This is a genomic window from Halomonas sp. YLGW01 (assembly GCF_014840935.1).
In the GTDB taxonomy this organism is placed as follows: domain Bacteria; phylum Pseudomonadota; class Gammaproteobacteria; order Pseudomonadales; family Halomonadaceae; genus Onishia.
In genome coordinates, this window is the sequence record NZ_CP062005.1 from 909194 (window position 1) to 929818 (window position 20625).

Sequence of the window (20625 nt, forward strand, 5' to 3'; positions counted from 1 at the left end):
CGCCATGACCGCCGTGCCCGAGTTCCCCTTCGTGGCCGTCGTCGGCCAGCAGCCGCTCAAGACCGCGCTGCTGCTCAACGTCATCGACCCCCGCCTCGGCGGCGTGCTGATCAGCGGCCCCAAGGGCAGCGCCAAGTCGACCCTGGCTCGGGCGCTGGCGGCGCTGCTGCCGGAGGATGGCGGGGGCCGCCGACCGTCGCTGGTGACCCTGCCGCTGGGCGCCAGCGAGGAACGCCTGACCGGCAGCCTGGACCTGCAGTGGGTGCTCGCCGAGGGCGAGGCGCGCTTCCAGGAGGGCCTGCTGGCCCGCGCCGACGGCGGCCTGCTGTACGTCGACGAAGTCAATCTGCTGCCGGATTCGCTGGTCGATCTGCTGCTCGATGTGGCCGCCAGTGGCGTCAACCGCGTCGAGCGCGATGGCCTGAGCCATGCCCACCCCGCGCGCTTCAGCCTGATCGGCACCATGAACCCCGACGAAGGGGAGCTGCGCCCCCAGCTGCTCGACCGCTTCGGCCTCTGCGTCGAGCAGGCGGCGAGCCCTGGCGTCGCCGAGCGCGTCGCCATCCTGCGCAAGCGCGAGGCCTTCGATCGCGATCCCCCTGCCTTCATCGACGCCCATGCGGCCGAGCAGGAGGCGCTGACCCGGCGCCTGGCCGATACCCGCCAGCGGTTGGGGGCTGTCACGGCCGAGCCCTGGGTCTACGAGCATATCGCCCGAGAGAGCGATGCCGCCGGCGTCGAAGGCATGCGCGCCGACGTGACCTGGCATCGCGCCGCCCGGGCCCATGCGGCCTGGCGGGGCGAGCCGCGCGTCGCGCGCGAGGACCTGGATACCGTCGAGCCCTGGGTGCTGGCCCACCGCCGCACCATTGCGCCCGAGACGCCGCCTGACGAGGGCGACAGCGGCCATGGCTCCAGCCGTGGCGGATCGAACCCGAGCGGCACCAGTCGTGATCGACCGGGGCGCGAGCGCCAGGAGGACGCCTCGCCGGACCCGGCCGCAGGCGGCACGCAGGACTCTGCGCCCCAGGGCCAGTGGGGCGCCATGCCGCCGGTGGCGCAGCCGAGTGTCAGTGCGCAGATGCCGTCGCTGCCCGATGCCGCCACCGGGCTAACGAAAACGGCTCCGGCAGTGTCTGCGTCCTCGAGCCGGCTCTCCGGCCGGCAGGCGGGCCGTCGCCGGGACCGCCGGCAGGGTGAGCAGGCCGCGGATGTGTCGCGCCTGGACTGGTTCGCGACCCTGGTCGAGAACCGTGGGCGCTGGCCCTGGCGGCGCCTGCGCTATCGTCGCCCTCGCACCGGCCAGCCGATGCTGCATCTCGTGCTGCTGGACACCTCCGCCTCCACCCTCGGCCGGCGCCTGCTGGGCCGTGCCAAGGGCGTGGTCGACCGGCTGGCGCGCCAGGCCTATGCCGCCCGCGAGCAGATCGCGGTGCTGGGCTTCGGCAACGATGGCATTACCTCCCTTCAGCCTCGGCGCCGCGCGCCCAAGGACCTGCTCGAGCGGCTCGATGCCGTCGCCGGTGGCGGAGGCACGCCGCTGCGCGAGGCCGTACAGCGCGCGGCGGACCTGCTGCGCCAGTGGCGTCGCCGGGAAGCCGGACTCTCGGTGCGCACCTATCTGATCACCGACGGCCGCACCCGTCAGCCGCTGAGTGGCCTGCCGTCGCTCGGCGACTGCGTGGTCGTCGACACCGAGAGCGCCGCCGTGAGGCGTGGGCGGGGCCGCGACATCGCCCGTCAGCTGGGCGCTCTCTACGTGCCGCTGGCCGGCCTGGAGGCCTCCCCATGAATGATGCTCACGCCAACGAGAGCGCGACCAAGAACGAGAACACCATCGGCTGCCCGGCGGTGTTCATCGCCGCGCCGGCCTCGGGCCAGGGCAAGACCACCGTGACCGCGGCCCTGGCACGGATGCTGCGCCGCCGGGGCCAGGTGGTTCGGGTGTTCAAGACCGGGCCCGACTACCTGGATCCCCGGGTGCTGGCCCAGGCCTCGGGCCAGCCGGTCGACCAGCTCGACCTGTGGATGGCCGGCGAGGCCTACTGTCGCCAGCGACTGTTCGAGGCCGCCCGCGAGGCCGACCTGATCCTGGTCGAGGGCGCCATGGGGCTTTACGACGGCGAGCCCTCCAGCGCCGATCTCGCCGCGCTGTTCGGTCTGCCGCTGGTCATCGTCATGGACGTCAAGGGCATGGCCCAGACCGCGGCGGCGCTGGTGGCCGGTCTGGCCGGCTTTCGCGATGACATCCGCATCACCGGACTGATCGCCAACGCCTGCGGATCACAGCGCCATCGCGAGCTGATCGAGGCGGCGCTGCCGGTGAGCGTGCCGCTGCTGGCGGCGGTGCCCCGCGATACGGCCCTGGCGCTACCCGAGCGTCATCTGGGGCTGGTCCAGGCCGAGGAGATCCGCGACGACCTGGAGGCGCGCTTCGACGCCGGCGCCGAGGCACTGGCCGCCGAGGGGCTGGGCGAGGCTTTGCTTTCGCTGCCACCTGTGGTCTTCAGTCCCGCGCCCAGCGAGGCATCGGCGCCGCCGGCCTGGCTGGCCGGTCGCACCATCGCCGTGGCTCGTGACGCCGCCTTCAGCTTCATCTATCAGGCCAACCTGGACCTGCTCGAACGGATGGGGGCGAGGCTGCACTTTTTCTCGCCGCTTACCGATCGCGGCCTGCCGGCCTGCGACGCCCTGTGGCTGCCCGGGGGCTACCCCGAGCTGCATGCCGCCGGCCTTGCGGCCAATGCCGCGCTTCGCGACGACCTTCAACGGGCCTTCGCTGCGGACCTGCCGATCCTCGCCGAATGCGGCGGCCTGCTCTATTGCCTGGAGACGCTGACGGACGTCGATGAGAAGACCCACGCCATGCTGGGGCTGCTGCCCGGTGCGGGCGCCATGCGTGGCCGGCGCGGCTGCCAGGGCATGCAGACCGCCGAGCTGCCCGAGGGTGAGGTACGTGGCCACGCCCATCATCGCTCCCAGGCCGGCGGCACGCCTGCACCGATCGCCCACGGCCGACGCCAGCGCCATCCCGCGCCGGGCGAGGCCATCTATCGCTCGCGGCGCCTGACGGCGTCCTACCTGCACCTGTTCTTCCCCGACAATCCCGCCGCCATCGCCCGCCTGTTCGGCGCGGACGCGGCCGACGCCTCTCGCTCTTCCGAAGCTCCGCCGACCGACTCGACCCTCGACCAGACCAAGGAATGCCACGCATGAAGCTCGACAAGATTCCCGCCACGGTGGTTACCGGTTTCCTGGGCAGCGGCAAGACCACGCTGCTGGCCGGCATCCTGCGCCAGATCACCGGCAAGCGGATCGCCGTCATCGTCAACGAGTTCGGCGAACAGGATATCGACTCCAGCCTGCTGCGCGGCTGCGCCCTCGGCTGTGAGGACGGAAGTGAAGAGGAAGGCGCGCGTGCCCCGGGTATGAAAGAAGACGAGGACGGCGGCATCTTCGAGCTGGCCAACGGCTGCATCTGCTGCACCGTGGAGGAGGAGTTCCTGCCGGTAATGAAAAAGCTGGTGGCCCGCCGCGACGACATCGATCACATCCTGATCGAGACCAGCGGCCTGGCCCTGCCCAAGCCGCTGGTGCAGGCCTTCAACTGGCCGGAGGTGCGCCAGCACTGCACCGTGGATGCCATCATCACCGTGGTGGACGGCCCCGCGGTGGCCGCCGGCCGCTATGCCAGCGACGTCGAGCAGGTGGAGGCCCAGCGCCGCGCCGACGATAGCCTGGATCACGACCCCAGCCTGCGCGAGCTGCTCGATGACCAGCTGAGCGCCGCCGACCTGGTGTTGGTCAGCAAGAGCGATCTGCTCTCGGCGGACGAGCGGAAACGCGTCGAGAAGATAGTGGCGCGCAAGGTCTCCGAGGCCGTGAAGACGCTGTTCATCGATCCGAGCCTCGCACAGGACCCGGCCCGGCTCGAGGCCCTGATGGGCATCGGCGCGGCGAGCGAGGAGGGTATCGATCGCATCGACAACCACCATGACCGCCACCATGCCGAGGGCGCCCATCACGATCATGCCCATGATCACTTCGACGGCGTCGTGATCCGCCTCGGCGAGGTCGACGTCGAGGCGCTTGAGGCCCGGCTGGCCGAGCTCTTGAAGGCTCACCAGATCTATCGCGCCAAGGGCTTCGCGGCGATTCCCGGCAAGCCCATGCGTCGGGTGATCCAGGCCGTCGGCCAGCGGCTGGACGGCTATTACGATCGGCTGTGGGCCCAGGACGAGCCGCGCCACACCGAGCTGGTCATCATCGGTCGGGGCCTCGACCGCGCCTCGCTGCAGGCGACGCTTGCGGACGCCGAGCGCGCGATGCCCGCCTGATGCATCTGTTCGCCGCCAAGCCCGGGGGCTTCGTCGACGATGAGGGCATCGTCGACCTGCAGCAGAGTCCCGCCGAGGTCGTGATCCTGTCGGCCGCCGACAGCAGCCTCTCGGCGCTGGCCCAGGCGGTCGAGCGACTGGGGGACGGCTATCCCTCTGTGCGCCTCGCCAACTGGATGAACCTGGTCAAGCCGGCCGCTTACGACCTCTACGAGGATCGGGTGCTGGAGCAGGCGCGCCTGGTCATCGTCTCGCTGCTCGGCGGCAGCGCCTACTGGCAGTATGGCCATGAGCGCCTGCTGGCCTGGGCGGCGGCGGACCCGAAACGACAGCTGATCCTGGTGCCGGGCTGCGATGCCCCGGACGATGCCCTGCTCACGGCCTCCAGTGTGTCCTTCGACGCGGCCCATCGGGTGTGGCGCTACCTGCGCGAGGGCGGCGTGGACAACGCCGAGCAACTGCTGCGCTTCGTCGCCGCAGAATGTATGGAACAGGGCCTAGCGAGGCCGCTCGCCTGGCGCGAGCCCCGGGCGATTCCTCCGGCGCTGATCTACGCGCCGGGACGCTCGGCGCCGACGCTGGCGAGCTGGGAAGCGCGCAGGGACCATGATCGCCCCGTCTGTCTGCTGCTGTTCTATCGCAGCCACCTGCAGGGGGCCAACACCGCGGTGCTGGACGGCCTGATCGCGTCCCTCGAGGCCCAAGGGCTCGCGCCCCTGGCGGTGGCGGTGGCCTCGCTGAAGGAGGAGGCCTGCGTCGCCTTCGTCGATCATCTGATCGAGCGTACCGGCGCCGGCCTGGTGGTCAACACCACCGGCTTCTCGGTCAACCGCGCCCCCGACGAGGGCGAGGTCACCGGTGGGGCACCAGGGGAAGAGCCGGCAGGCCTCTTCGTCGGCCGGCCGGTGGTGCTGCAGGCGATACTGGCCAGCAGCCCGGAGGAGGACTGGCGCGACAAGGCCGCCGGCCTGCACAGCCGTGACGTGGCCATGCAGGTGGTGCTGCCGGAGATGGACGGGCGCGTCATCACCCGGGCGGTGGGGTTCAAGGCCGAGTCCCACTACAGCGAGCGCTGCCAGCTCTCGGTGACGCGCCATCGGCTGCATCCCGAGCGTGCCGCCTTCGTCGCCGAACTGGCCTGGCGCTACGCGCGGCTGCGTCAGACGCCCAACGCCGACAAGCGCCTGGCGCTGGTGCTGGCCAACTATCCCGCCCGGGACGGGCGCATCGGCAATGGCGTCGGCCTGGATACCCCGGCCTCCACGGTCAACCTGCTGCGCGCGCTCGAGAAAGCCGGCTATCCGCTCAAGGACCTGCCCGAGGATGGCAACGCCCTGATTCGCCGGCTGCAGGCGAGCGTCACCAACGAGGCGCAGTCGCTTGCCTGGCGGGGCAGCTGGCAGAGTCTCGGCGTCGACGATTACCTGGCCTGGTTCCGCACCCTGCCGGATACGCTGCAGGATTCGGTCTGGCGGCGCTGGGGCGCCCCCGAGGATGATCCCCGGCACCGCCAGGGGCGGCTGCTGATCTCGGGCATCCGCCTCGGCGAGACCTTCGTCGGCATCCAGCCGTCCCGGGATATCAGTGACGGTCCGGATGCCGATCCGACCCGGAGCTATCACGACACCGAGCTGGTCCCGCCCCACGGCTATCTGGCGTTCTACCTGTGGCTGCGCGAGCACTACCGGGTGGATGCGGTGATTCACGTCGGCAAGCACGGCAACCTGGAGTGGCTGCCCGGCAAGAGCACGGCGCTCTCTGCCGAGTGCTGGCCGGATGTCGCCCTGGGGCCGCTGCCGCACTTCTATCCCTTCATCGTCAACGATCCAGGGGAGGGCGCCCAGGCCAAGCGCCGCAGCCAGGCGGTGATCATCGACCACCTGATGCCGCCGCTGGCCCGGGCCGAGCTCTACGGCGACATGGCCGAGCTCGAGTCGCTGACCGACGAGTACTACCAGGCGCTGGGCATGGACCCGCGTCGGGAGGCCCTGATTCGCGAGCGCATCCTTACGCACCTGAAGCGGACCGGCATCGATCGGGAGCTCACCCAGACCGCCGCTGAGGGTGACGACAAGGGCGACGACAAGGGCGACGACGAGGGCCTGCTCACCGAGCTCGACACCTACCTCTGTGATATCAAGGAAGCCCAGATCCGCCACGGCCTGCACGTGCTCGGCAGCCTGCCGCCGGCGGAGAAACGCGCGGCGACCCTGGTCGCCATCCTCAGGCTCCCCAGGGGCGAGTCGACGACGCAGCGTGGTCTGCTCCACGCCCTGGCCGACGACCTGGGGCTGCGCGAGCCGGACGAGTCGGGGGCGCGTTTCGATCCGCTGGCGGCCGGCACCGAGCCTTGGCGGGGGCCACGGCCGGTGGCGCTGAGGGAACTCTCCGATGCCCCCTGGCGCAGCGCCGCCGATACCCGCGAGCGCCTCGAGGGGCTCGCCGAGCGGCTGGTCGAGGCCCATGTCCTGACATCCGACGACGACCTGGCATCCGGCGAGCTCGAGGCGCTGGCCCGGGATTATCCAGCCACCGCAGCGCTCTGCCGCCATGCCCGCGACGGCCTCTGGGCCGCCATGCGCCACGGCGCCGAGCGCGAGATCGGCGCGCTGCTCGATGGGCTCGACGGGCGCGGCGTGCCGCCAGGCCCAAGCGGAGCGCCCAGCCGCGGCCGGCTCGACGTGCTGCCTACCGGACGCAACTTCTTCAGCGTCGACAACCGCGCCGTGCCGTCGCCCGCCGCCTGGTCGCTGGGCGAGGCCTCGGCTCAGGCCTTCGTCGAGCGCTACCTGCAGGATCACGGCGACTACCCGCGGCGCCTGGGGTTGTCGATCTGGGGCACCGCCACCATGCGCACCGGCGGCGACGACATCGCCCAAGCCCTGGCGCTGATGGGGGTGCGGCCGATCTGGTCGCTGGGTTCCCAGCGGGTGGTCGACGTCGAGGTGATCGCCAGTCCCTTGCTGGGCCGGCCCCGGGTGGACGTCACCCTGCGGGTGTCCGGCTTCTTCCGCGACGCCTTTCCCCATGTGATCCGGCTGTTCGACGCCGCGGTGCGGGCGGTGGCGAGCTATCAGGAGCCGGGCGACGGCAACACCATCCGCGCGGCAATCGGGGCGCGCCGGAGTGAGCTCGAGGCCTCGGGGCTCTCGCCCGAGGCGGCCGAGCAGGAGGCCGGCTACCGGGTGTTCGGCAGCCGGCCCGGCGACTACGGCACCGGCCTGGACCGGCTGGTCGACGGCCGTGCCTGGGATGATGCCGATGACCTGGCCGAGGCCTACGTCGCCGCCGGCGCCTATGCCTACGGCCAGTTCCCCGAATCCGGCATCGGGGCGCGCCGCGCCTTCGAGCGCCAGCTCGGCGGCCTGCAGGCGGTGCTGCACAACCAGGACAACCGCGAGCACGACATCCTCGATTCCAACACCTACTACGCCTTCCAGGGGGGCATGGCCAACGCCGGCCGCGCCCTGGGCGGCGAGGCGCCGGCCGTCTATCACGCCGACCACGCCAACCCAGCCCGGCCGCGCATCCGCACCCTGAAGGAGGAGCTTTCGCGGGTGATCCGCTCCCGGGTCCTCAACCCCAAGTGGATCGAGGCCATGCGCGAGCACGGCTACAAGGGCGCCTTCGAGATGGCCGCCACCGTGGACTACCTGTTCGCCTACGACGCCACCACCGATCTGGTGGCCGACCATCAGTACGCCCAAGTCACCGATGCCCTGGTGCTGGACGCGGCGAACCAGCACTTCCTGCGCGAGCACAATGCCGCGGCGCTGGAGGAGATGGCCGAACGCCTGCTGGAGGCGGTCCAGCGCGGCCTCTGGCAGGACGCCGGCGAGCACGGCGAGGCGCTCAGGGACCTGCTGCTCGAGTTCGACGAGCGTCGGGAGCAGACCTCGTGAGCCCCCCGGCACGGATTCGCGGCTGGTGCCCCGGCGCCTGGCGCCCCATGGCCACCGGCGACGGCCTGCTGGTGCGGGTGCGCCCGCGGCTGGGCCGGCTCAGCCGGGCACAACTGCTGGCGCTGTGTGACGCCGCCGAGGCCTGGGGCAGCGGGCTGATCGAGCTCACCCGTCGCGCCAACCTGCAGTTGCGCGGCGTGACCGAGAGCGGCTGGCCCGCGCTGATGGACCATCTCGCCGAGCACGGCCTGGTGGCCCCGGATATCGCGGCCGAGCGCCGCCCGGCGCTGCTGCTGGCTCCGGACTGGCGCGATGACGACGCGACTCTCGAGGCGGCGTGCCTGCTACGGCAGCGCCTCGCCGCCTGGCCGAGCCTGCCGCACAAGTGGGGCCTGGCGTTGGATGCCGGGCCGGCCCCGGTGCTCACCGAGGCCTCGGCCGACCTGCGCCTGGAGCGCTCGGCCGAGGGCGGGCTGCTGGTGCGGACCGACGGGCGCGACCGTGGCACGTCGGTCGAGGATGTCGAGGCCGCCGTCGACCTGATGACACGGCTGGCGCATTGGTTCGTCGAGAGTGGTGGCACGCAAGCCGGGCGGATGCGTCGCCTCAATGCGCCGCTGCCGGCCTGGGCGGCGGTCGATGCCGCGCCGGCCGATGCCGCGCCGGCACTCTCGTTGGGCGCGCATCCCCTTGGGTGGGTGGTCGGGCTACCCTTCGGCCGGGTGCAGGCCTCGACGCTGCGCGCCGCGCTTGCCGATGACGATGTCACCGGCATCCGGGTCACGCCCTGGCGGCGCCTGCTGCTGGAAGGCCTGCGCACGAAGATCAACGACGGCGACCCGGCCGATGGGCTGATCCATGACGAGGGTGATCCGCGGCTTGCCATGGACGTCTGCCCGGGGGCGCCGCATTGCGCCCAGGCCAGCGTGGCCACCCTGGGCCTGGCCCGGGCGCTGGCCGAGCGGCGTGGGAAACGCCCGGATGGGCGAAGCGCGGGCCGGGTGCACATCTCCGGCTGTGCCAAGGGCTGCGCCCGGGGCCGCTCGGCCGAGCTCAGCCTGACCGGACGCGACGGCCGCTATGACCTGATCCTGGGCGGACGCGCCGACCACACGCCAATCGCGACCGGCCTCGGCGAAGCCGACGCCGTCGAGCGCCTTGCCGCGCTATGGGCAAGCACATGACACGGGGGCGAAGTGCCGCGCGCATGCCTCGCGACGCCTCGTTCCCGAAACGATCGATTAGGAGATAACGGATGCCTCACGTCTATGAAACCGACGGACCGGCGATCTACCGGGAGTCCTTCGCCATCATACGGCGCGAGGCCGAGCTTGCGCGCTTCTCGCCCGAGGAGGAGCCGGTGGCCGTGCGCATGATTCACGCCGCCGGCCTGGTGGTGCTGGCGCCGCACGTTCACTTCCGGGGGCAGGTGGTCGCCAGGGCCCGGGCGGCGCTGGAGGGTGGGGCGCCGATCCTGTGCGACGCGCGCATGGTCGCCGAGGGCATCACCCGCAAGCGCTTGCCGGCGGACAACGCGGTGATCTGCACCCTGCACGACGAGCGAGTGCCGGGCCTGGCACAGGAGATGGCCAACACCCGCTCGGCGGCGGCGCTGGAACTGTGGCGGCCCCAGCTGGAGGGCGCGGTGGTGGCGATCGGTAACGCCCCGACCGCGCTGTTCCACCTGCTGAACATGCTCGAGAATCCGGACTGCCCGCGCCCGGCGGCGATCATCGGTTGCCCGGTGGGCTTCGTCGGTGCGGCGGAGTCCAAGCAGGCGCTGTGGGAGAGCGCTGCGGCGCCCTGTGCCATCGTCGAGGGCCGGCTCGGCGGCAGCGCGGTGACGGTGGCCGCCATCAACGCCATGGCGGATCGCAGCGAATGAACCAGGGCACGACTCTCGATAGCTCCCTCGATAGCTCCCTCGATAGCTCCCCCGATAGCCGGACCGGCACCATCGTCGGCGTCGGCCTCGGACCCGGCAGCCAGGACCTGATGAGCGTGCGCGCCGACCGGCTGATCCGCGCCGCCAGTCATGTCGCCTACTTCCGCAAGAAGGGGCGCATCGGGCATGCCCGCACCATCGTCGAGGGCATGCTGGCGCCCGGTGCGGTGGAGCTGCCGATGGAGTATCCGGTCACCACCGAGATCCCCTTCGACGACCCGCGCTACAACGCCTGGCTCTCGGCCTTCTACGAACGCCAGGTGGCTCGGCTGGCCGAGATCGCCGGAGCCGGCCAGGACGTGGTGGTGCTCTGCGAGGGCGATCCCTTCTTCTACGGCTCCTTCATGCACCTCTACACGCGGCTCCTGAATCGCGTGCCGACCGAGGTGGTGCCCGGCATCACCGGCATGTCGGCGGCCTGGACGGCGACGGGTCGGCCCATCACCTGGGGCGACGACGTACTGACCGTGCTGACCGCGACCCAGTCGGAGGAGCGGCTGGCCGAGCGCATCGCGCGCACCGACGCCCTGGTGGTGATGAAGATCGGCCGCCACCTCGACAAGCTGCGCCGTGCGCTGGCAAGCGCCGGCCGCGAGGACGAGGCCTGGCTGATCGAGTACGCCTCGATGGCGCAGCAGCGGGTGGTGCCGCTGCGCGATGCCGGCGAGCGGGTGCCCTATTTCTCGATCCTGGTGATCCACGGCGACGGGAGGCGGCCATGAGGGCTGAGGGGCAAGAGGGCTGGCTTAAGATCGTGGGGTTGGGCCCGGGCAGCGATGCCTTGATTACCCCTGAGGCCTCCAGCGCGCTGGCCGACGCGACCGACGTGGTGGGCTATGTGCCCTACGTCGAGCGCGTGGCACCGCGGCCGGGGCTGACCCGCCACGGCTCGGACAACCGCGAGGAGATTCGCCGCGCCGAGCAGGCCCTCGAGATGGCCGCCGCGGGCCGCCGGGTGGCGGTCGTCTCCTCGGGGGACCCCGGCGTGTTCGCCATGGGGGCTGCCGTGTTCGAGGCGCTGGAAGCGGTCGAGCCGGCCTGGCGGGCGCTGGATATCCAGGTGCTGCCGGGGGTCTCGGCGATGCTGGCCGCCAGCGCGAGGCTCGGTGCCCCCCTGGGCCACGATTTCTGCTGCATCAACCTCTCGGACAACCTGAAGCCCTGGGCGCTGATCGAGAAGCGCCTGCGGCTGGCCGCCGAGGCCGATTTCGCCATGGCCTTCTACAACCCGCGCTCCCGCTCGCGGCCGGAGGGCTTCGCCCGCGCGCTGACGGTGTTGCGCCAGGCCTGTGGCGAGGCGCGCCTGATCATGTTCGCCCGCGCGGTCTCCACGCCGCAGGAGCGTCTGCGCGTCACCACCCTGGGAGAGGCGATGCCCGAGATGGCTGACATGCGCACCCTGGTGATGGTGGGCTCGAGCCTGACGCGTCGGATCCCGGGGGGCGGAAACGAGGAAGGCGAGTGGGTCTATACCCCGCGGTCGGCGCCCTCATCTGAGGCGGCTCAATGACCCAGCCACTGGAGTGCTTCGTCGAGGGTGTGCGCCTCGCGGCGGGGCGGCAGCGCCGGCCGGTCGATCATCACCACCGGCAGCGCGAGGATCCTCGCCGCCTCGAGCTTGGCCGCCGCGCCCGCGCCGCCGGCGTTCTTGCACACCAGGCGCTCGACGCCGTGCTCGCGCAGCAGGGCCAGGTCGCCCTCCCGGGTAAAGGGGCCGCGGTCGACGGTCAGCGTATGGTGCGGCAGCGGCGGGGGCGTATCGGGCCGGTCGATCAGCCGCAGCAGGTAGTGGTGCTCGGGCCTCGCGGCGAAGGCGGCAAGGTGCATGCGCCCGATCGCCAGCAGCACCCGCTGCGGGGGGCCGGCGAGCGCTTCCACCGCCGCCTCGATGCTATCGACCCGCTGCCAGTCGTCGCCCGGCTGCAACGCCCAGGGCGGCCGGGTCAGGGCGAGCAGCCGAGTACCCGTTTGTTCGGCCGCGGCCACGGCATGGCGGCTCATCTGCTCGGCGAAGGGGTGGGTGGCGTCGATCAGGTGGGTGATGCCCTCCGCCTTGAGAAAGGCGGCCAACCCATCGATGCCGCCGAAGCCACCGACCCGGGTCGGCAGCGGCTGGGGCTTGGGTGCGGCGACACGGCCGGCGTAGCTGAAGCGTGCAGGAATCTCGCGCTCGGCCAGGGCGCGAGCCAGGGCACTGGCCTCGGTGGTACCGCCGAGAATCAGGACTTTCATCGGGGCTCTTCGAGCTCCTTCATAGGGTTGGCGGGATGCGCGCCGGATAGCGCTTGGTGCTGACCATCTCGAGCAGGGAACGACAATCAGGAAGCGTATCGAGGCACATGATGACTGACGCGGACGAGGCCCCCTGGCTGACGATACTGGGCTGGGGCGAGAGTGGCATGGCGGGGCTCACGGCGGCAAGTCGCGAGGCGCTTGACGCCGCCGAGGTGGTGTTCGGCGCCCGACGCCTCCTGCGCCTGCTGCCGCCGCTCGCCGCCGAGGTGCGCGAATGGCCGGTGCCCTTCGCCGACGGCATTCCCCTGTTACTGGCCGAGCGTGGCCGCCGAGTAGTGATGCTGGCCTCCGGCGATCCCTTCTGGTTCGGTGCCGGGGCGACCCTGGCGCGACACCTCGGACCCGGCGAGTGGTGCTCGCTGCCGTCGCTCTCGACCTTCGGCCTGGCGGCGTCAAGGCTCGGCTGGGCGCTGGAGGGCGTGACCTGCCTGGGGCTTCACGCCCGGCCGCTGACGCGCCTGCGTCCTCACCTGCATCCCGGGCGTCGCCTGCTGGTGCTGCTGCGCGACGGCGCGGCGGTGGAAGAGCTCGCTGGCCTGCTCGGGCGCGCCGGCTTCGGCGCCAGCCGGCTCCACGTGCTGGAGGCGCTGGGTGGCACGGGTGAGCGCGTGCGCAGCGCACGCGCCGACGCCGAGCTGCCGGGCGATATCGTCCATCCGGTGGCGGTGGGCCTCGAGGTTGCGGGAGACGGGCCGGCGCTGCCACTGACGCCCGGCCGGCCGGATGACTGGTTCGCCCACGACGGCCAGATCACCAAGCAGGCGGTGCGCGCCGTGACGCTTTCGGCCCTGGCACCGGCACCGGGCGAACGGCTGTGGGACATCGGCACCGGCTCGGGCTCGGTGGCCATCGAGTGGTTGCTGGCCCACCCGGACAACCGCGCCCTGGGCCTAGAGCGTGACCCGGCAAGGGCAGAGCGAGCCCGGTGCAACGCCCGCGAGCTCGGCGTCGACTGGCTCGAGGTGATCGAGGGCGATGCCGCGGCGCTGCTGGCGAACGACCTGGCTGACGCACCCTCGCCCGATGCCGTCTTCATCGGCGGCGGGCTCTGCGAGGCGCTACTGGAGGCGCTCTGGCCCCGCCTGCCGGCGGGCACGCGGCTGGTGGCCAACGCGGTGACGCTCGAGTCAGAGGCGCTGCTGGCCCACTGGCAGCGCCAGGCCGGCGGCGAGCTGGTGCGCCTGGAGCTGTCATCGGCGGCCGCCCTCGGCAGCCGGCGCGGCTGGAAGGCCGCCTATCCCATCGTGCAGTGGCGGGCCGTGCGATGAAAGTTGCGAAGAAAGGTGCGATGAAGGGTGCGATGAACGGGGTAGGGGAAACGAAAAGGGTGGCGGGCTTCGGCTTTCGCCGAGAGGCGCGGCTCGGTTCGCTGGCCGAGGCGCTGGATCGCCTCGAGGCACGCTATGGCCCGGTCGATGGTCTGGCGGCGGCCGCGAGCATGCGCTCGATGGTGCAGGCCCTGGGCGAGGCCCGGGGGCTTGCGACCTTGAGTGTGCCCGACGAAGCGCTGGCCTCGGCCGAGACGATGACCCGGTCCCCGTACAGCCGGCAGGCCCGTGGCACCGGCAGCGTCGCCGAGGCCGTCGCGCTGCTGGCGGCGGGCCCCGGTGCGGTCCTGCTCGGCCCCCGACTGATTTCCACCGATCGACGCGCCACCGTGGCGCTGGCGACAGGAGACACGACATGACCGTTCACTTCATCGGCGCCGGTCCCGGTGCGCCGGATCTCTTGACCCTGCGTGGGCGCGACCTGATCGCCGCCAGCCCGGTGTGCCTCTACGCCGGCTCGCTGGTGCCCGAGGCGATCCTCGATCACTGCCCGGCGGACGCCCGGGTCATCAACACCGCGCCGCTGTCGCTGGACGAGATCATCGACGAGATCGCGACGGCCCACGCGGCGGGCCAGGACGTGGCCCGGCTGCACTCCGGCGATCTCTCGGTGTGGTCGGCCATGGGCGAGCAGCTGCGCCGGCTACGTGCACTCGATATCCCCTATGCCGTCACCCCCGGGGTGCCGGCCTTCGCCGCGGCGGCGGCGACCCTGGGCCAGGAGCTGACGCTGCCCGGGGTGGCGCAGTCGGTGGTGCTGACCCGCACCCCGGGCCGGGCCAGCGCCATGCCGGACGGCGAGACGCTTGAGAACTTCGCCCGCACCGGGGCGACCCTGGCGATTCATCTGTCCATCCATCACCTCGAGCGCGTGGTAGCGGCGCTCATGCCCTTCTACGGCGAGGACGGTCCGGTGGCGATCGTCTGGCGGGCCAGCTGGCCCGACCAGAAGGTGATCCGCGGGCGGCTCGATACCATCGTCGCGCGGCTCGACCCGGCCATGAACCGCACCGCGCTGATCCTGGTCGGCCCGGCGCTTTCGAGCGACGACTTCGACGACAGCTGCCTCTACGCCATCGGCTACGACCGACGCTTTCGCCCCCAATCGGCAGACTCACCCTTCGCCGAGGGCGGCACCCTGGAACACGAAGATGGTGTCTTTGCACGAGAAGGCGGAGAACGAGCAGGCGGAAAACGAGAGGGTGGAAAACAAGAGGGTGGAAAACAAGAGGGCAGCACATGATTCGGCTCTCGCTGATCGGCATCGGCACCGGCAATCCGGACCACATCACCCTGGCCGGGGTGCGTGCGCTGCGTGAGGCGGACTTGATCCTGCTGCCGCGCAAGGGCGAGGCCCGAGTGGACCTGATCGACCTCCGTCGGCTGCTGTGCCGCAACCTGCTCGACGAGGGGGCGCTCTCGCGGGTGGTGGAGTTCGACCTGCCGCGCCGCGACGGCCGCGACGACTACCTGGGCGCGGTGGACGAATGGCACGCGGCGATCGCCGAGGTATGGCACGAGCAGATGACGAAGAACCTGCCGCAGGGCGGACAGGTCGCCATGCTGATCTGGGGAGACCCCTCGCTCTATGACAGCAGCCTGCGCATCGCCGCGCGCCTGAGGCGACAGGATGATGGCCAGGCGCTCGACGTCGAGGTGGTGCCGGGCATCACCAGCCTGCAGGTGCTGACCGCCGCGCATCGGATCCCCCTCAACGCCCTGGCCGAGCCGGTGCAGATCACCACCGGGCGGCGCCTGCGCGAGCGCGGCTGGCCCATGGACGCCGCCAGCGTGGCCGTGATGCTGGACGGTGGCGGTGCCTTCCAGGCGCTTTCACCGGAGGGCCTGCATATCTGGTGGGGCGCTTATCTCGGCATGGACAAGCAGTGCCTGATCGAGGGCCCGCTGGCCGAGGCGGGCCCGGCCATCGTCGAGCGTCGCGCCGCCCTGCGTGAGCACCATGGCTGGATCATGGACGTCTATCTGCTGGCGCGGACGCCGCTGCTGTCACGGCCGGTTGCTGAACCACAACGCTATTTTCCCTGATCGATGGAGATCCCGATGAAGCACGTCGACCCCGAGCGCCATGCGGTGCGCATGGCCCACAAGCAGAAGATCATGAACGAGCGGATCGCCGCCGCCGACAAGGAACAGGGCGTGCTGCTGGTGCTCACCGGCCCCGGCAAGGGCAAGAGCAGCTCCGGCTTCGGCATGGTCGCACGCGCCTTGGGCCACGGCATGAAAGTCGGCGTGGTGCAGTTCATCAAGGGCAAGTTCCAGACCGGCGAGGAGGCCTTCTTCCGAGAGCTGCCCGGCGTGGACTATCACGTCATGGGCGAAGGCTATACCTGGGACACCCAGGATCGGGAGCGCGATGTGCGCGCCGCCGAGGCCGCCTGGGCCGAGGCTCGGCGCATGCTGAGCGACGAGCGCTATGCCCTGGTGCTGTTCGACGAGCTCAATATCGCCCTGCGCCACGGCTACCTGGAGCTCGACCGGGTGCTCGACGACCTCCAGGGCCGCCCGGCCATGCAGCACGCGGTCGTGACGGGCCGCCACGCACCCGAGGCGCTGATCGAGCTTGCCGATACCGTGACCGAGATGAAGGTGGTCAAGCATGCCTTCAAGGATCAGGGCATCAAGGCCCAGAAGGGCGTCGAGCTCTGATGATCGACGACCCACACGCCTTCAGCGAGAGCGAGCGCGCCGGGGTCTACCGGGCCATCTTCGAGCGTCGCGACGTGCGCGCCCAGTTCCGCTCGGACCCGATTCCTCCCGAGGTGCTGGCCCGCCTGCTGAAGGCCGCCCACCATGCGCCCTCGGTGGGTTTCATGCAGCCCTGGGACTTCCTGCTGATCGACGACCGTGAGGTGCGAAAGCGGGTGCACGCCATCTTCGAGCGCGAGAACGCCAGGGCGGCCGAGGCCCACTCCAGCGAGCGCGGCGTCCTGTATCGCCGCCTCAAGCTGGAGGGCATCCTCGAGAGCCCCATGAACCTGTGCATCACCTGCGATCGCAGTCGTGGCGGCGAGCACGTGCTGGGCCGCCAGAGCATCGTCGAGATGGATCTGTTCAGCACCTGCCTGGCAGTCCAGAACCTGTGGCTGGCGGCAAGGGCCGAGGGCATCGGCGTCGGTTGGGTCAGCATTCTCGACCAGGGCGATCTGGCCGAGGTGCTGGGCCTGCCGGATCACGTCTACCCGCTGGCCTACCTGTGCCTGGGCTATGTCGACGACTTTCTCGACCAGCCGGAACTGGCTCGGGCCGGCTGGCGTCAGCGTCTGCCGCTGGCCGAACGGGTCCACGGCAACGGCTGGCAGGCTCCGCAGGCGGACGAGTCGTTGGCCCGCGCCCTCGATGCCCTCAACGGACACCCCTGAGGCCTGCCATGAAGTCCATCCTGAAGACCGTGACGAGGACCCTGCCATGCCGACCCTGATGATCCAGGGCACCACCTCCGATGCCGGCAAGAGCACGGTCGTCGCCGGGCTGTGCCGGGCGCTTGCCCGCCGCGGTATCTCGGTGGCGCCCTTCAAGCCCCAGAACATGGCGCTCAATAGCGCCGTGACCCCGGAGGGTGGCGAGATCGGCCGCTCCACGGCCCTGCAGGCACGGGCCGCGGGGATCGATCCGCATACCGACATGAACCCGGTGCTGCTCAAGCCCGAGAGTGACCGGGGCGCCCAGGTGATTCTCGATGGTCGGGTCCATGGCCACATGGATGCCCTCGAGTATCACGCCTTCAAGCGTCGGGCCCGGGAGACGGTGCTGGCCGCCTGGGAGCGACTGTCGAGTCGCGTCGAGGTGATCATCGCCGAGGGGGCGGGCAGCCCCGCCGAGATCAATCTGCGCCGGGGCGATATCGCCAACATGGGCTTCGCCGAGGCCGTCGACTGCCCGGTGCTGCTGGTCGGCGACATCGACCGGGGCGGGGTCTTCGCCCAGCTGGTGGGGACCCTCGAATTGCTCAGCGACAGCGAGCGGGCCCGCACGCGGGGCGTCATCATCAATCGCTTCCGCGGCGATATCGCCCTGCTCGAACCCGGCCTCGACTGGCTCGAGGACTACAGCGCCAAACCGGTGCTGGGGGTGCTGCCACACCTCGACGGCCTGCTGCTCGATGCCGAGGACGGCGTGGGGCTCGTCGGTCGGCAGGTGGGTGAAGCCGCGCTGCGGGTGGTGGTGCCGGCGCTGCCGCGCATCAGCAATCACACCGACCTGGATCCGCTGCGCCTGCATCCACGGGTGTCCCTGACCCTGGTCGGCCCCGGCCAAGCGATCCCGCCCGCCGACGTGATCCTGCTGCCGGGGAGCAAGTCGACGGCCAGCGATCTTGCCTGGCTGCGCGCCCTGGGATGGGAGGACGTGATCCGTCGCCATCTGCGCTATGGCGGCAAGGTGCTCGGCATCTGCGGCGGCTTCCAGATGCTAGGGGAGGCCATCGACGATCCCGAGGGGCTGGAAGGCGCGCCCGGCAGCGTGCCGGGGTTCGGCCTGCTGCCCCTGCGCACGCGGATGGTGGCGGGCAAGCAGCTGCGCAATGTGCGGGGTACGCTTATCGGCACTCATGCTGGCACCCCGGCCGGCGAAGGCGGGTCGGTGAGCGGTTACGAGATCCACAACGGCGTCAGCGAGGGCCCGGCGCTTGCTCGGCCGCTGCTCGACCTGGACGGCCGCCCGGACGGCGCGGTGAGTGAGGATGGCCAGGTGATGGGCACCTACCTGCACGGGCTCTTCGACGAGGCCGACGCCTTGAAGGCGCTGCTCGCCCGGCTGGGCCTCGAGGACGGGGACGCCAAGCGCGAGAGCTTCGCCAGCCACCGGGAGCGGGAGCTCGACCGCCTCGCCGACGCCATCGAGGCGCACCTGGACATGGAGCGGGTGCTGGCGCTGGTGGGCCGGGGCTGAGCCGGTCGCTTCTCAGCCGAGCCAACTAGGTCGAGCCTGGCCTGATGCGGCAGGGCTTGGCCGGGCCTGGGCAGGCTCGACCCGTTTCAATCAGAGGCCGGGACGCGATCCGCGAAGCGCCGCGGATCGTCGCTGATCGCCGCATCGACGCCCCAGTCCCACAGCGGGGCGAAGGCTTCAGGGTCGTTGGCGGTATAGCAGATCAGCCGATAGCCGGCATCCTTGATCGCCCGTGCCTGGGCCTCGGTGAGACGCTTCCAGTCGGTGTGCACGCTGAAGGCATCGAGCCGGCGGGCCTCCTCCTCCCAGCCTTTGGGGAGCTTGTCGTAGAGGCGTCCGAGTCTTAGTCGCGCGGGGGCGGGCATGATGGCGCGGGCGGCCTCAAGCGCCGGTCCCGAGAAGGACGACACGATCAGCCGTTCGGCGGGTAGCGCCGTCATCGCCTCGGGCACCGCTGTCTCGGCCAGCACCCCCGGGTCTCGGCCACGGGCGAGCTTGAGCTCCAGGTTCAGCCCCATGCCGAGCTCATTGATCAGCGCAAGCATCCCGGCGAGCGTCGCCATGCGCTCGCCGGCGAAGCGGGGAGCGAACCAGGCGCCCACGTCCAGGCGTCGGGCCTCGGCGAGGTCGAACCGTGCCAGCCGCCCACGGCCGTTGGAGCAGCGGTGGAGGGTGGCGTCGTGCCAGATTACCGGCGTGCCGTCGGCGAGCAGCTGCACATCGAGCTCTACCCAGTCGATTCCGGCCTCATGGGCGGCGCGCACCGCCGCCAGGGTGTTCTCCGGGGCTACCGCCGAGAGGCCGCGATGGGCGATCAGGCGGGGCAGTACCTCGAGGGGAGATGTCGCCGAGGCGGAGAGGGGAGAGAGGGAAGAGGCGTGCATGACAGCAGTTCCTGAAAGGCGACGTGGTGGTCCCCAGACTAAATCACATCGGCGCGTTACGCAGTGAGGCGACACTTGCCTAGGCTCTAGGGAGGGAAGGGGCGCCGCTTGGGGTGTTCTCGGTCGAGGCCGAACCGGCCCGTGGGGAGGAGTCATGCTACGTCTGCTCGGAGACTGTCTCAGCCGTTACCTGACCAAGCCGGTGCCGGGCGCCCGCACCCAGGCGCCCAGCGATCTCGAATCGCTGGCGGCGGCCCTTCGGCCCGGCGATGTGCTACTGGTCGAGGGCGAATCGAGGCTCAGCACGGCGATCAAGTACCTGACTCAGTCCACCTGGTCCCATGCGGCCCTCTATGTCGGCGACGCCTACTCGGAGGCCGGCGGCGGTCCCCGGGGGTTGATCGAGGTGGATATGCGCGAAGGGGTGCGGCGAGTCGGGCTGGATCACTTCACGGATCTGCACTGTCGCATCTGCCGGCCGGTGGGGCTCGATGACGCCGAGGTGGCAAGGGTCGTGGCCTATGCCGGCGAGCGCCTGGGCTATCACTACGATCTCAAGAACATCATCGACCTGGCCCGCTACCTGATTCCCACGCCGCCGGTGCCGGTACGCTGGCGGCGGCGTCTGCTGTCGCTGGGCAGCGGCGATCCCACCCGGGCGATCTGCTCCTCGCTGATCGCCCAGGCCTTCCAGTCGATCCGCTACCCGATCCTGCCCTGTGTGACCGTCACCCCCTCCAAGGATCCGCGCTATCCGGATGGCGAGATCCGGGTGCTCTACCCGCGGCACTTCAGCTTCTTCATGCCCCGGGACTTCGATGTCTCGCCCTATTTCGCGGTGATCAAGCCGACCCTGGAGGCGACCTTCGATCACCGCGCCCTGGTGTGGGGGGCGTCGCCGCAGATTCCCGTGCTACCGCTTATCGACACGGCAATGGGGCGAGGCGGGGCCAGCGACGCCTGACTGTGCTAGGCTGCGCCTTTTTTAACAGAAGGCCCGCGTCAGCGGGCGCCGCGATAGAGGGA

General features: G+C 70.9%; 18 protein-coding genes. 16 read left to right on the forward strand and 2 right to left on the reverse strand.

Features of this window, described 5'->3' with window-relative positions; translation table 11 throughout:
* The first annotated feature begins 4 nt into the window (after window positions 1-4).
* The 8 genes from IEJ03_RS04205 to cobJ all read left to right on the forward strand — a co-directional run bounded on the left by IEJ03_RS04205 (window position 5) and on the right by cobJ (window position 11694).
* Window positions 5-1792: an AAA family ATPase gene (locus tag IEJ03_RS04205; RefSeq protein ID WP_192036445.1), complete on the forward strand. Its 1788-nt coding sequence runs from the start codon at window positions 5-7 to the stop codon at window positions 1790-1792.
* Window positions 1789-3216 carry a cobyrinate a,c-diamide synthase gene (locus tag IEJ03_RS04210; protein WP_192036446.1) on the forward strand — a complete coding sequence of 476 codons (1428 nt, stop codon included), beginning with the start codon at window positions 1789-1791 and terminating at the stop codon, window positions 3214-3216. Before IEJ03_RS04205 ends, IEJ03_RS04210 begins: the two co-directional genes overlap by 4 nt.
* Window positions 3213-4337 carry a cobalamin biosynthesis protein CobW gene (gene cobW / locus IEJ03_RS04215; protein WP_192036447.1) on the forward strand — a complete coding sequence of 375 codons (1125 nt, stop codon included), beginning with the start codon at window positions 3213-3215 and terminating at the stop codon, window positions 4335-4337. The genes IEJ03_RS04210 and cobW overlap by 4 nt, the downstream gene beginning before the upstream one ends.
* Window positions 4337-8239 (forward strand): cobaltochelatase subunit CobN, encoded by a 3903-nt coding sequence (cobN, locus tag IEJ03_RS04220; protein WP_192036448.1) that lies wholly within the window; start codon window positions 4337-4339, stop codon window positions 8237-8239. Before cobW ends, cobN begins: the two co-directional genes overlap by 1 nt.
* Window positions 8236-9423: a cobalamin biosynthesis protein CobG gene (locus IEJ03_RS04225; RefSeq protein ID WP_192036449.1), complete on the forward strand. Its 1188-nt coding sequence runs from the start codon at window positions 8236-8238 to the stop codon at window positions 9421-9423. Before cobN ends, IEJ03_RS04225 begins: the two co-directional genes overlap by 4 nt.
* A 71-nt stretch (window positions 9424-9494) precedes the next feature.
* On the forward strand, window positions 9495-10124 hold the full coding sequence (locus IEJ03_RS04230) for a precorrin-8X methylmutase (RefSeq protein ID WP_192036450.1): 630 nt from the start codon (window positions 9495-9497) through the stop codon (window positions 10122-10124).
* On the forward strand, window positions 10121-10906 hold the full coding sequence (locus IEJ03_RS04235) for a precorrin-2 C(20)-methyltransferase (RefSeq protein WP_277950340.1): 786 nt from the start codon (window positions 10121-10123) through the stop codon (window positions 10904-10906). Before IEJ03_RS04230 ends, IEJ03_RS04235 begins: the two co-directional genes overlap by 4 nt.
* Window positions 10903-11694, forward strand: a complete 792-nt coding sequence (cobJ, locus tag IEJ03_RS04240) for a precorrin-3B C(17)-methyltransferase (protein WP_192036451.1) — start codon at window positions 10903-10905, stop codon at window positions 11692-11694. Before IEJ03_RS04235 ends, cobJ begins: the two co-directional genes overlap by 4 nt.
* Here the strand turns inward: cobJ and IEJ03_RS04245 are convergent.
* Window positions 11688-12416 carry a cobalt-precorrin-6A reductase gene (locus IEJ03_RS04245; protein WP_192036452.1) on the reverse strand — a complete coding sequence of 243 codons (729 nt, stop codon included), beginning with the start codon at window positions 12414-12416 and terminating at the stop codon, window positions 11688-11690. The genes cobJ and IEJ03_RS04245 overlap by 7 nt on opposite strands.
* Before the next feature lie 107 nt (window positions 12417-12523).
* On the opposite strand from IEJ03_RS04245, the gene cbiE reads away from it, so the two are divergent.
* The 7 genes from cbiE to IEJ03_RS04280 are packed head-to-tail and all read left to right on the forward strand — an operon-like array spanning window position 12524 to window position 18715.
* Window positions 12524-13747: a precorrin-6y C5,15-methyltransferase (decarboxylating) subunit CbiE gene (cbiE, locus tag IEJ03_RS04250; RefSeq protein ID WP_192036453.1), complete on the forward strand. Its 1224-nt coding sequence runs from the start codon at window positions 12524-12526 to the stop codon at window positions 13745-13747.
* Window positions 13748-13767: 20 nt separating this feature from the next.
* Complete coding sequence (locus tag IEJ03_RS04255; RefSeq protein ID WP_242458047.1) at window positions 13768-14166, forward strand: cobalamin biosynthesis protein; 399 nt, start codon at window positions 13768-13770, stop codon at window positions 14164-14166.
* Complete coding sequence (gene cobM / locus IEJ03_RS04260; protein WP_242458048.1) at window positions 14163-15050, forward strand: precorrin-4 C(11)-methyltransferase; 888 nt, start codon at window positions 14163-14165, stop codon at window positions 15048-15050. Before IEJ03_RS04255 ends, cobM begins: the two co-directional genes overlap by 4 nt.
* Window positions 15047-15853 carry a precorrin-6A synthase (deacetylating) gene (gene cobF / locus IEJ03_RS04265; protein WP_192036454.1) on the forward strand — a complete coding sequence of 269 codons (807 nt, stop codon included), beginning with the start codon at window positions 15047-15049 and terminating at the stop codon, window positions 15851-15853. The genes cobM and cobF overlap by 4 nt, the downstream gene beginning before the upstream one ends.
* A 15-nt stretch (window positions 15854-15868) precedes the next feature.
* Window positions 15869-16474, forward strand: coding sequence for a cob(I)yrinic acid a,c-diamide adenosyltransferase (gene cobO / locus IEJ03_RS04270; protein ID WP_192036455.1), 606 nt, complete (start codon window positions 15869-15871; stop codon window positions 16472-16474).
* A complete protein-coding gene (gene bluB / locus IEJ03_RS04275; protein WP_192036456.1) occupies window positions 16474-17187 on the forward strand; it encodes a 5,6-dimethylbenzimidazole synthase in 714 nt (237 codons plus the stop codon). The genes cobO and bluB overlap by 1 nt, the downstream gene beginning before the upstream one ends.
* A 46-nt stretch (window positions 17188-17233) precedes the next feature.
* The gene (locus IEJ03_RS04280; RefSeq protein ID WP_192036457.1) at window positions 17234-18715 is read left to right on the forward strand and encodes a cobyric acid synthase; all 1482 of its coding nucleotides are present in this window, start codon (window positions 17234-17236) and stop codon (window positions 18713-18715) included.
* Window positions 18716-18801: 86 nt separating this feature from the next.
* Here the strand turns inward: IEJ03_RS04280 and IEJ03_RS04285 are convergent, their stop codons facing one another.
* The gene (locus IEJ03_RS04285) at window positions 18802-19599 is read right to left on the reverse strand and encodes a glycerophosphoryl diester phosphodiesterase (RefSeq protein WP_192036458.1); all 798 of its coding nucleotides are present in this window, start codon (window positions 19597-19599) and stop codon (window positions 18802-18804) included.
* Between the two features lie 154 nt (window positions 19600-19753).
* Here IEJ03_RS04285 and IEJ03_RS04290 point away from each other — a divergent pair, with 154 nt between their 5' ends.
* Window positions 19754-20563, forward strand: a complete 810-nt coding sequence (locus IEJ03_RS04290; RefSeq protein WP_192036459.1) for a YiiX/YebB-like N1pC/P60 family cysteine hydrolase — start codon at window positions 19754-19756, stop codon at window positions 20561-20563.
* Window positions 20564-20625 lie beyond the last annotated feature (62 nt).

Bases quoted from the DNA above. Each gene is read 5' to 3' on its own strand.
- cobM (WP_242458048.1), top strand. From the start codon at position 14,163: ATGACCGTTCACTTCATCGGCGCCGGTCCCGGTGCGCCGGATCTCTTG.
- cobW (WP_192036447.1), top strand. From the start codon at position 3,213: ATGAAGCTCGACAAGATTCCCGCCACGGTGGTTACCGGTTTCCTGGGC.
- IEJ03_RS04285 (WP_192036458.1), bottom strand. From the start codon at position 19,599: ATGCACGCCTCTTCCCTCTCTCCCCTCTCCGCCTCGGCGACATCTCCC.
- IEJ03_RS04245 (WP_192036452.1), bottom strand. From the start codon at position 12,416: ATGAAAGTCCTGATTCTCGGCGGTACCACCGAGGCCAGTGCCCTGGCT.
- cobO (WP_192036455.1), top strand. From the start codon at position 15,869: ATGAAGCACGTCGACCCCGAGCGCCATGCGGTGCGCATGGCCCACAAG.
- IEJ03_RS04205 (WP_192036445.1), top strand. From the start codon at position 5: ATGACCGCCGTGCCCGAGTTCCCCTTCGTGGCCGTCGTCGGCCAGCAG.
- IEJ03_RS04230 (WP_192036450.1), top strand. From the start codon at position 9,495: ATGCCTCACGTCTATGAAACCGACGGACCGGCGATCTACCGGGAGTCC.
- cobF (WP_192036454.1), top strand. From the start codon at position 15,047: ATGATTCGGCTCTCGCTGATCGGCATCGGCACCGGCAATCCGGACCAC.
- IEJ03_RS04255 (WP_242458047.1), top strand. From the start codon at position 13,768: ATGAAGGGTGCGATGAACGGGGTAGGGGAAACGAAAAGGGTGGCGGGC.
- cobJ (WP_192036451.1), top strand. From the start codon at position 10,903: ATGAGGGCTGAGGGGCAAGAGGGCTGGCTTAAGATCGTGGGGTTGGGC.
- IEJ03_RS04235 (WP_277950340.1), top strand. From the start codon at position 10,121: ATGAACCAGGGCACGACTCTCGATAGCTCCCTCGATAGCTCCCTCGAT.
- cbiE (WP_192036453.1), top strand. From the start codon at position 12,524: ATGATGACTGACGCGGACGAGGCCCCCTGGCTGACGATACTGGGCTGG.
- IEJ03_RS04290 (WP_192036459.1), top strand. From the start codon at position 19,754: ATGCTACGTCTGCTCGGAGACTGTCTCAGCCGTTACCTGACCAAGCCG.
- IEJ03_RS04280 (WP_192036457.1), top strand. From the start codon at position 17,234: ATGCCGACCCTGATGATCCAGGGCACCACCTCCGATGCCGGCAAGAGC.
- bluB (WP_192036456.1), top strand. From the start codon at position 16,474: ATGATCGACGACCCACACGCCTTCAGCGAGAGCGAGCGCGCCGGGGTC.
- cobN (WP_192036448.1), top strand. From the start codon at position 4,337: ATGCATCTGTTCGCCGCCAAGCCCGGGGGCTTCGTCGACGATGAGGGC.
- IEJ03_RS04210 (WP_192036446.1), top strand. From the start codon at position 1,789: ATGAATGATGCTCACGCCAACGAGAGCGCGACCAAGAACGAGAACACC.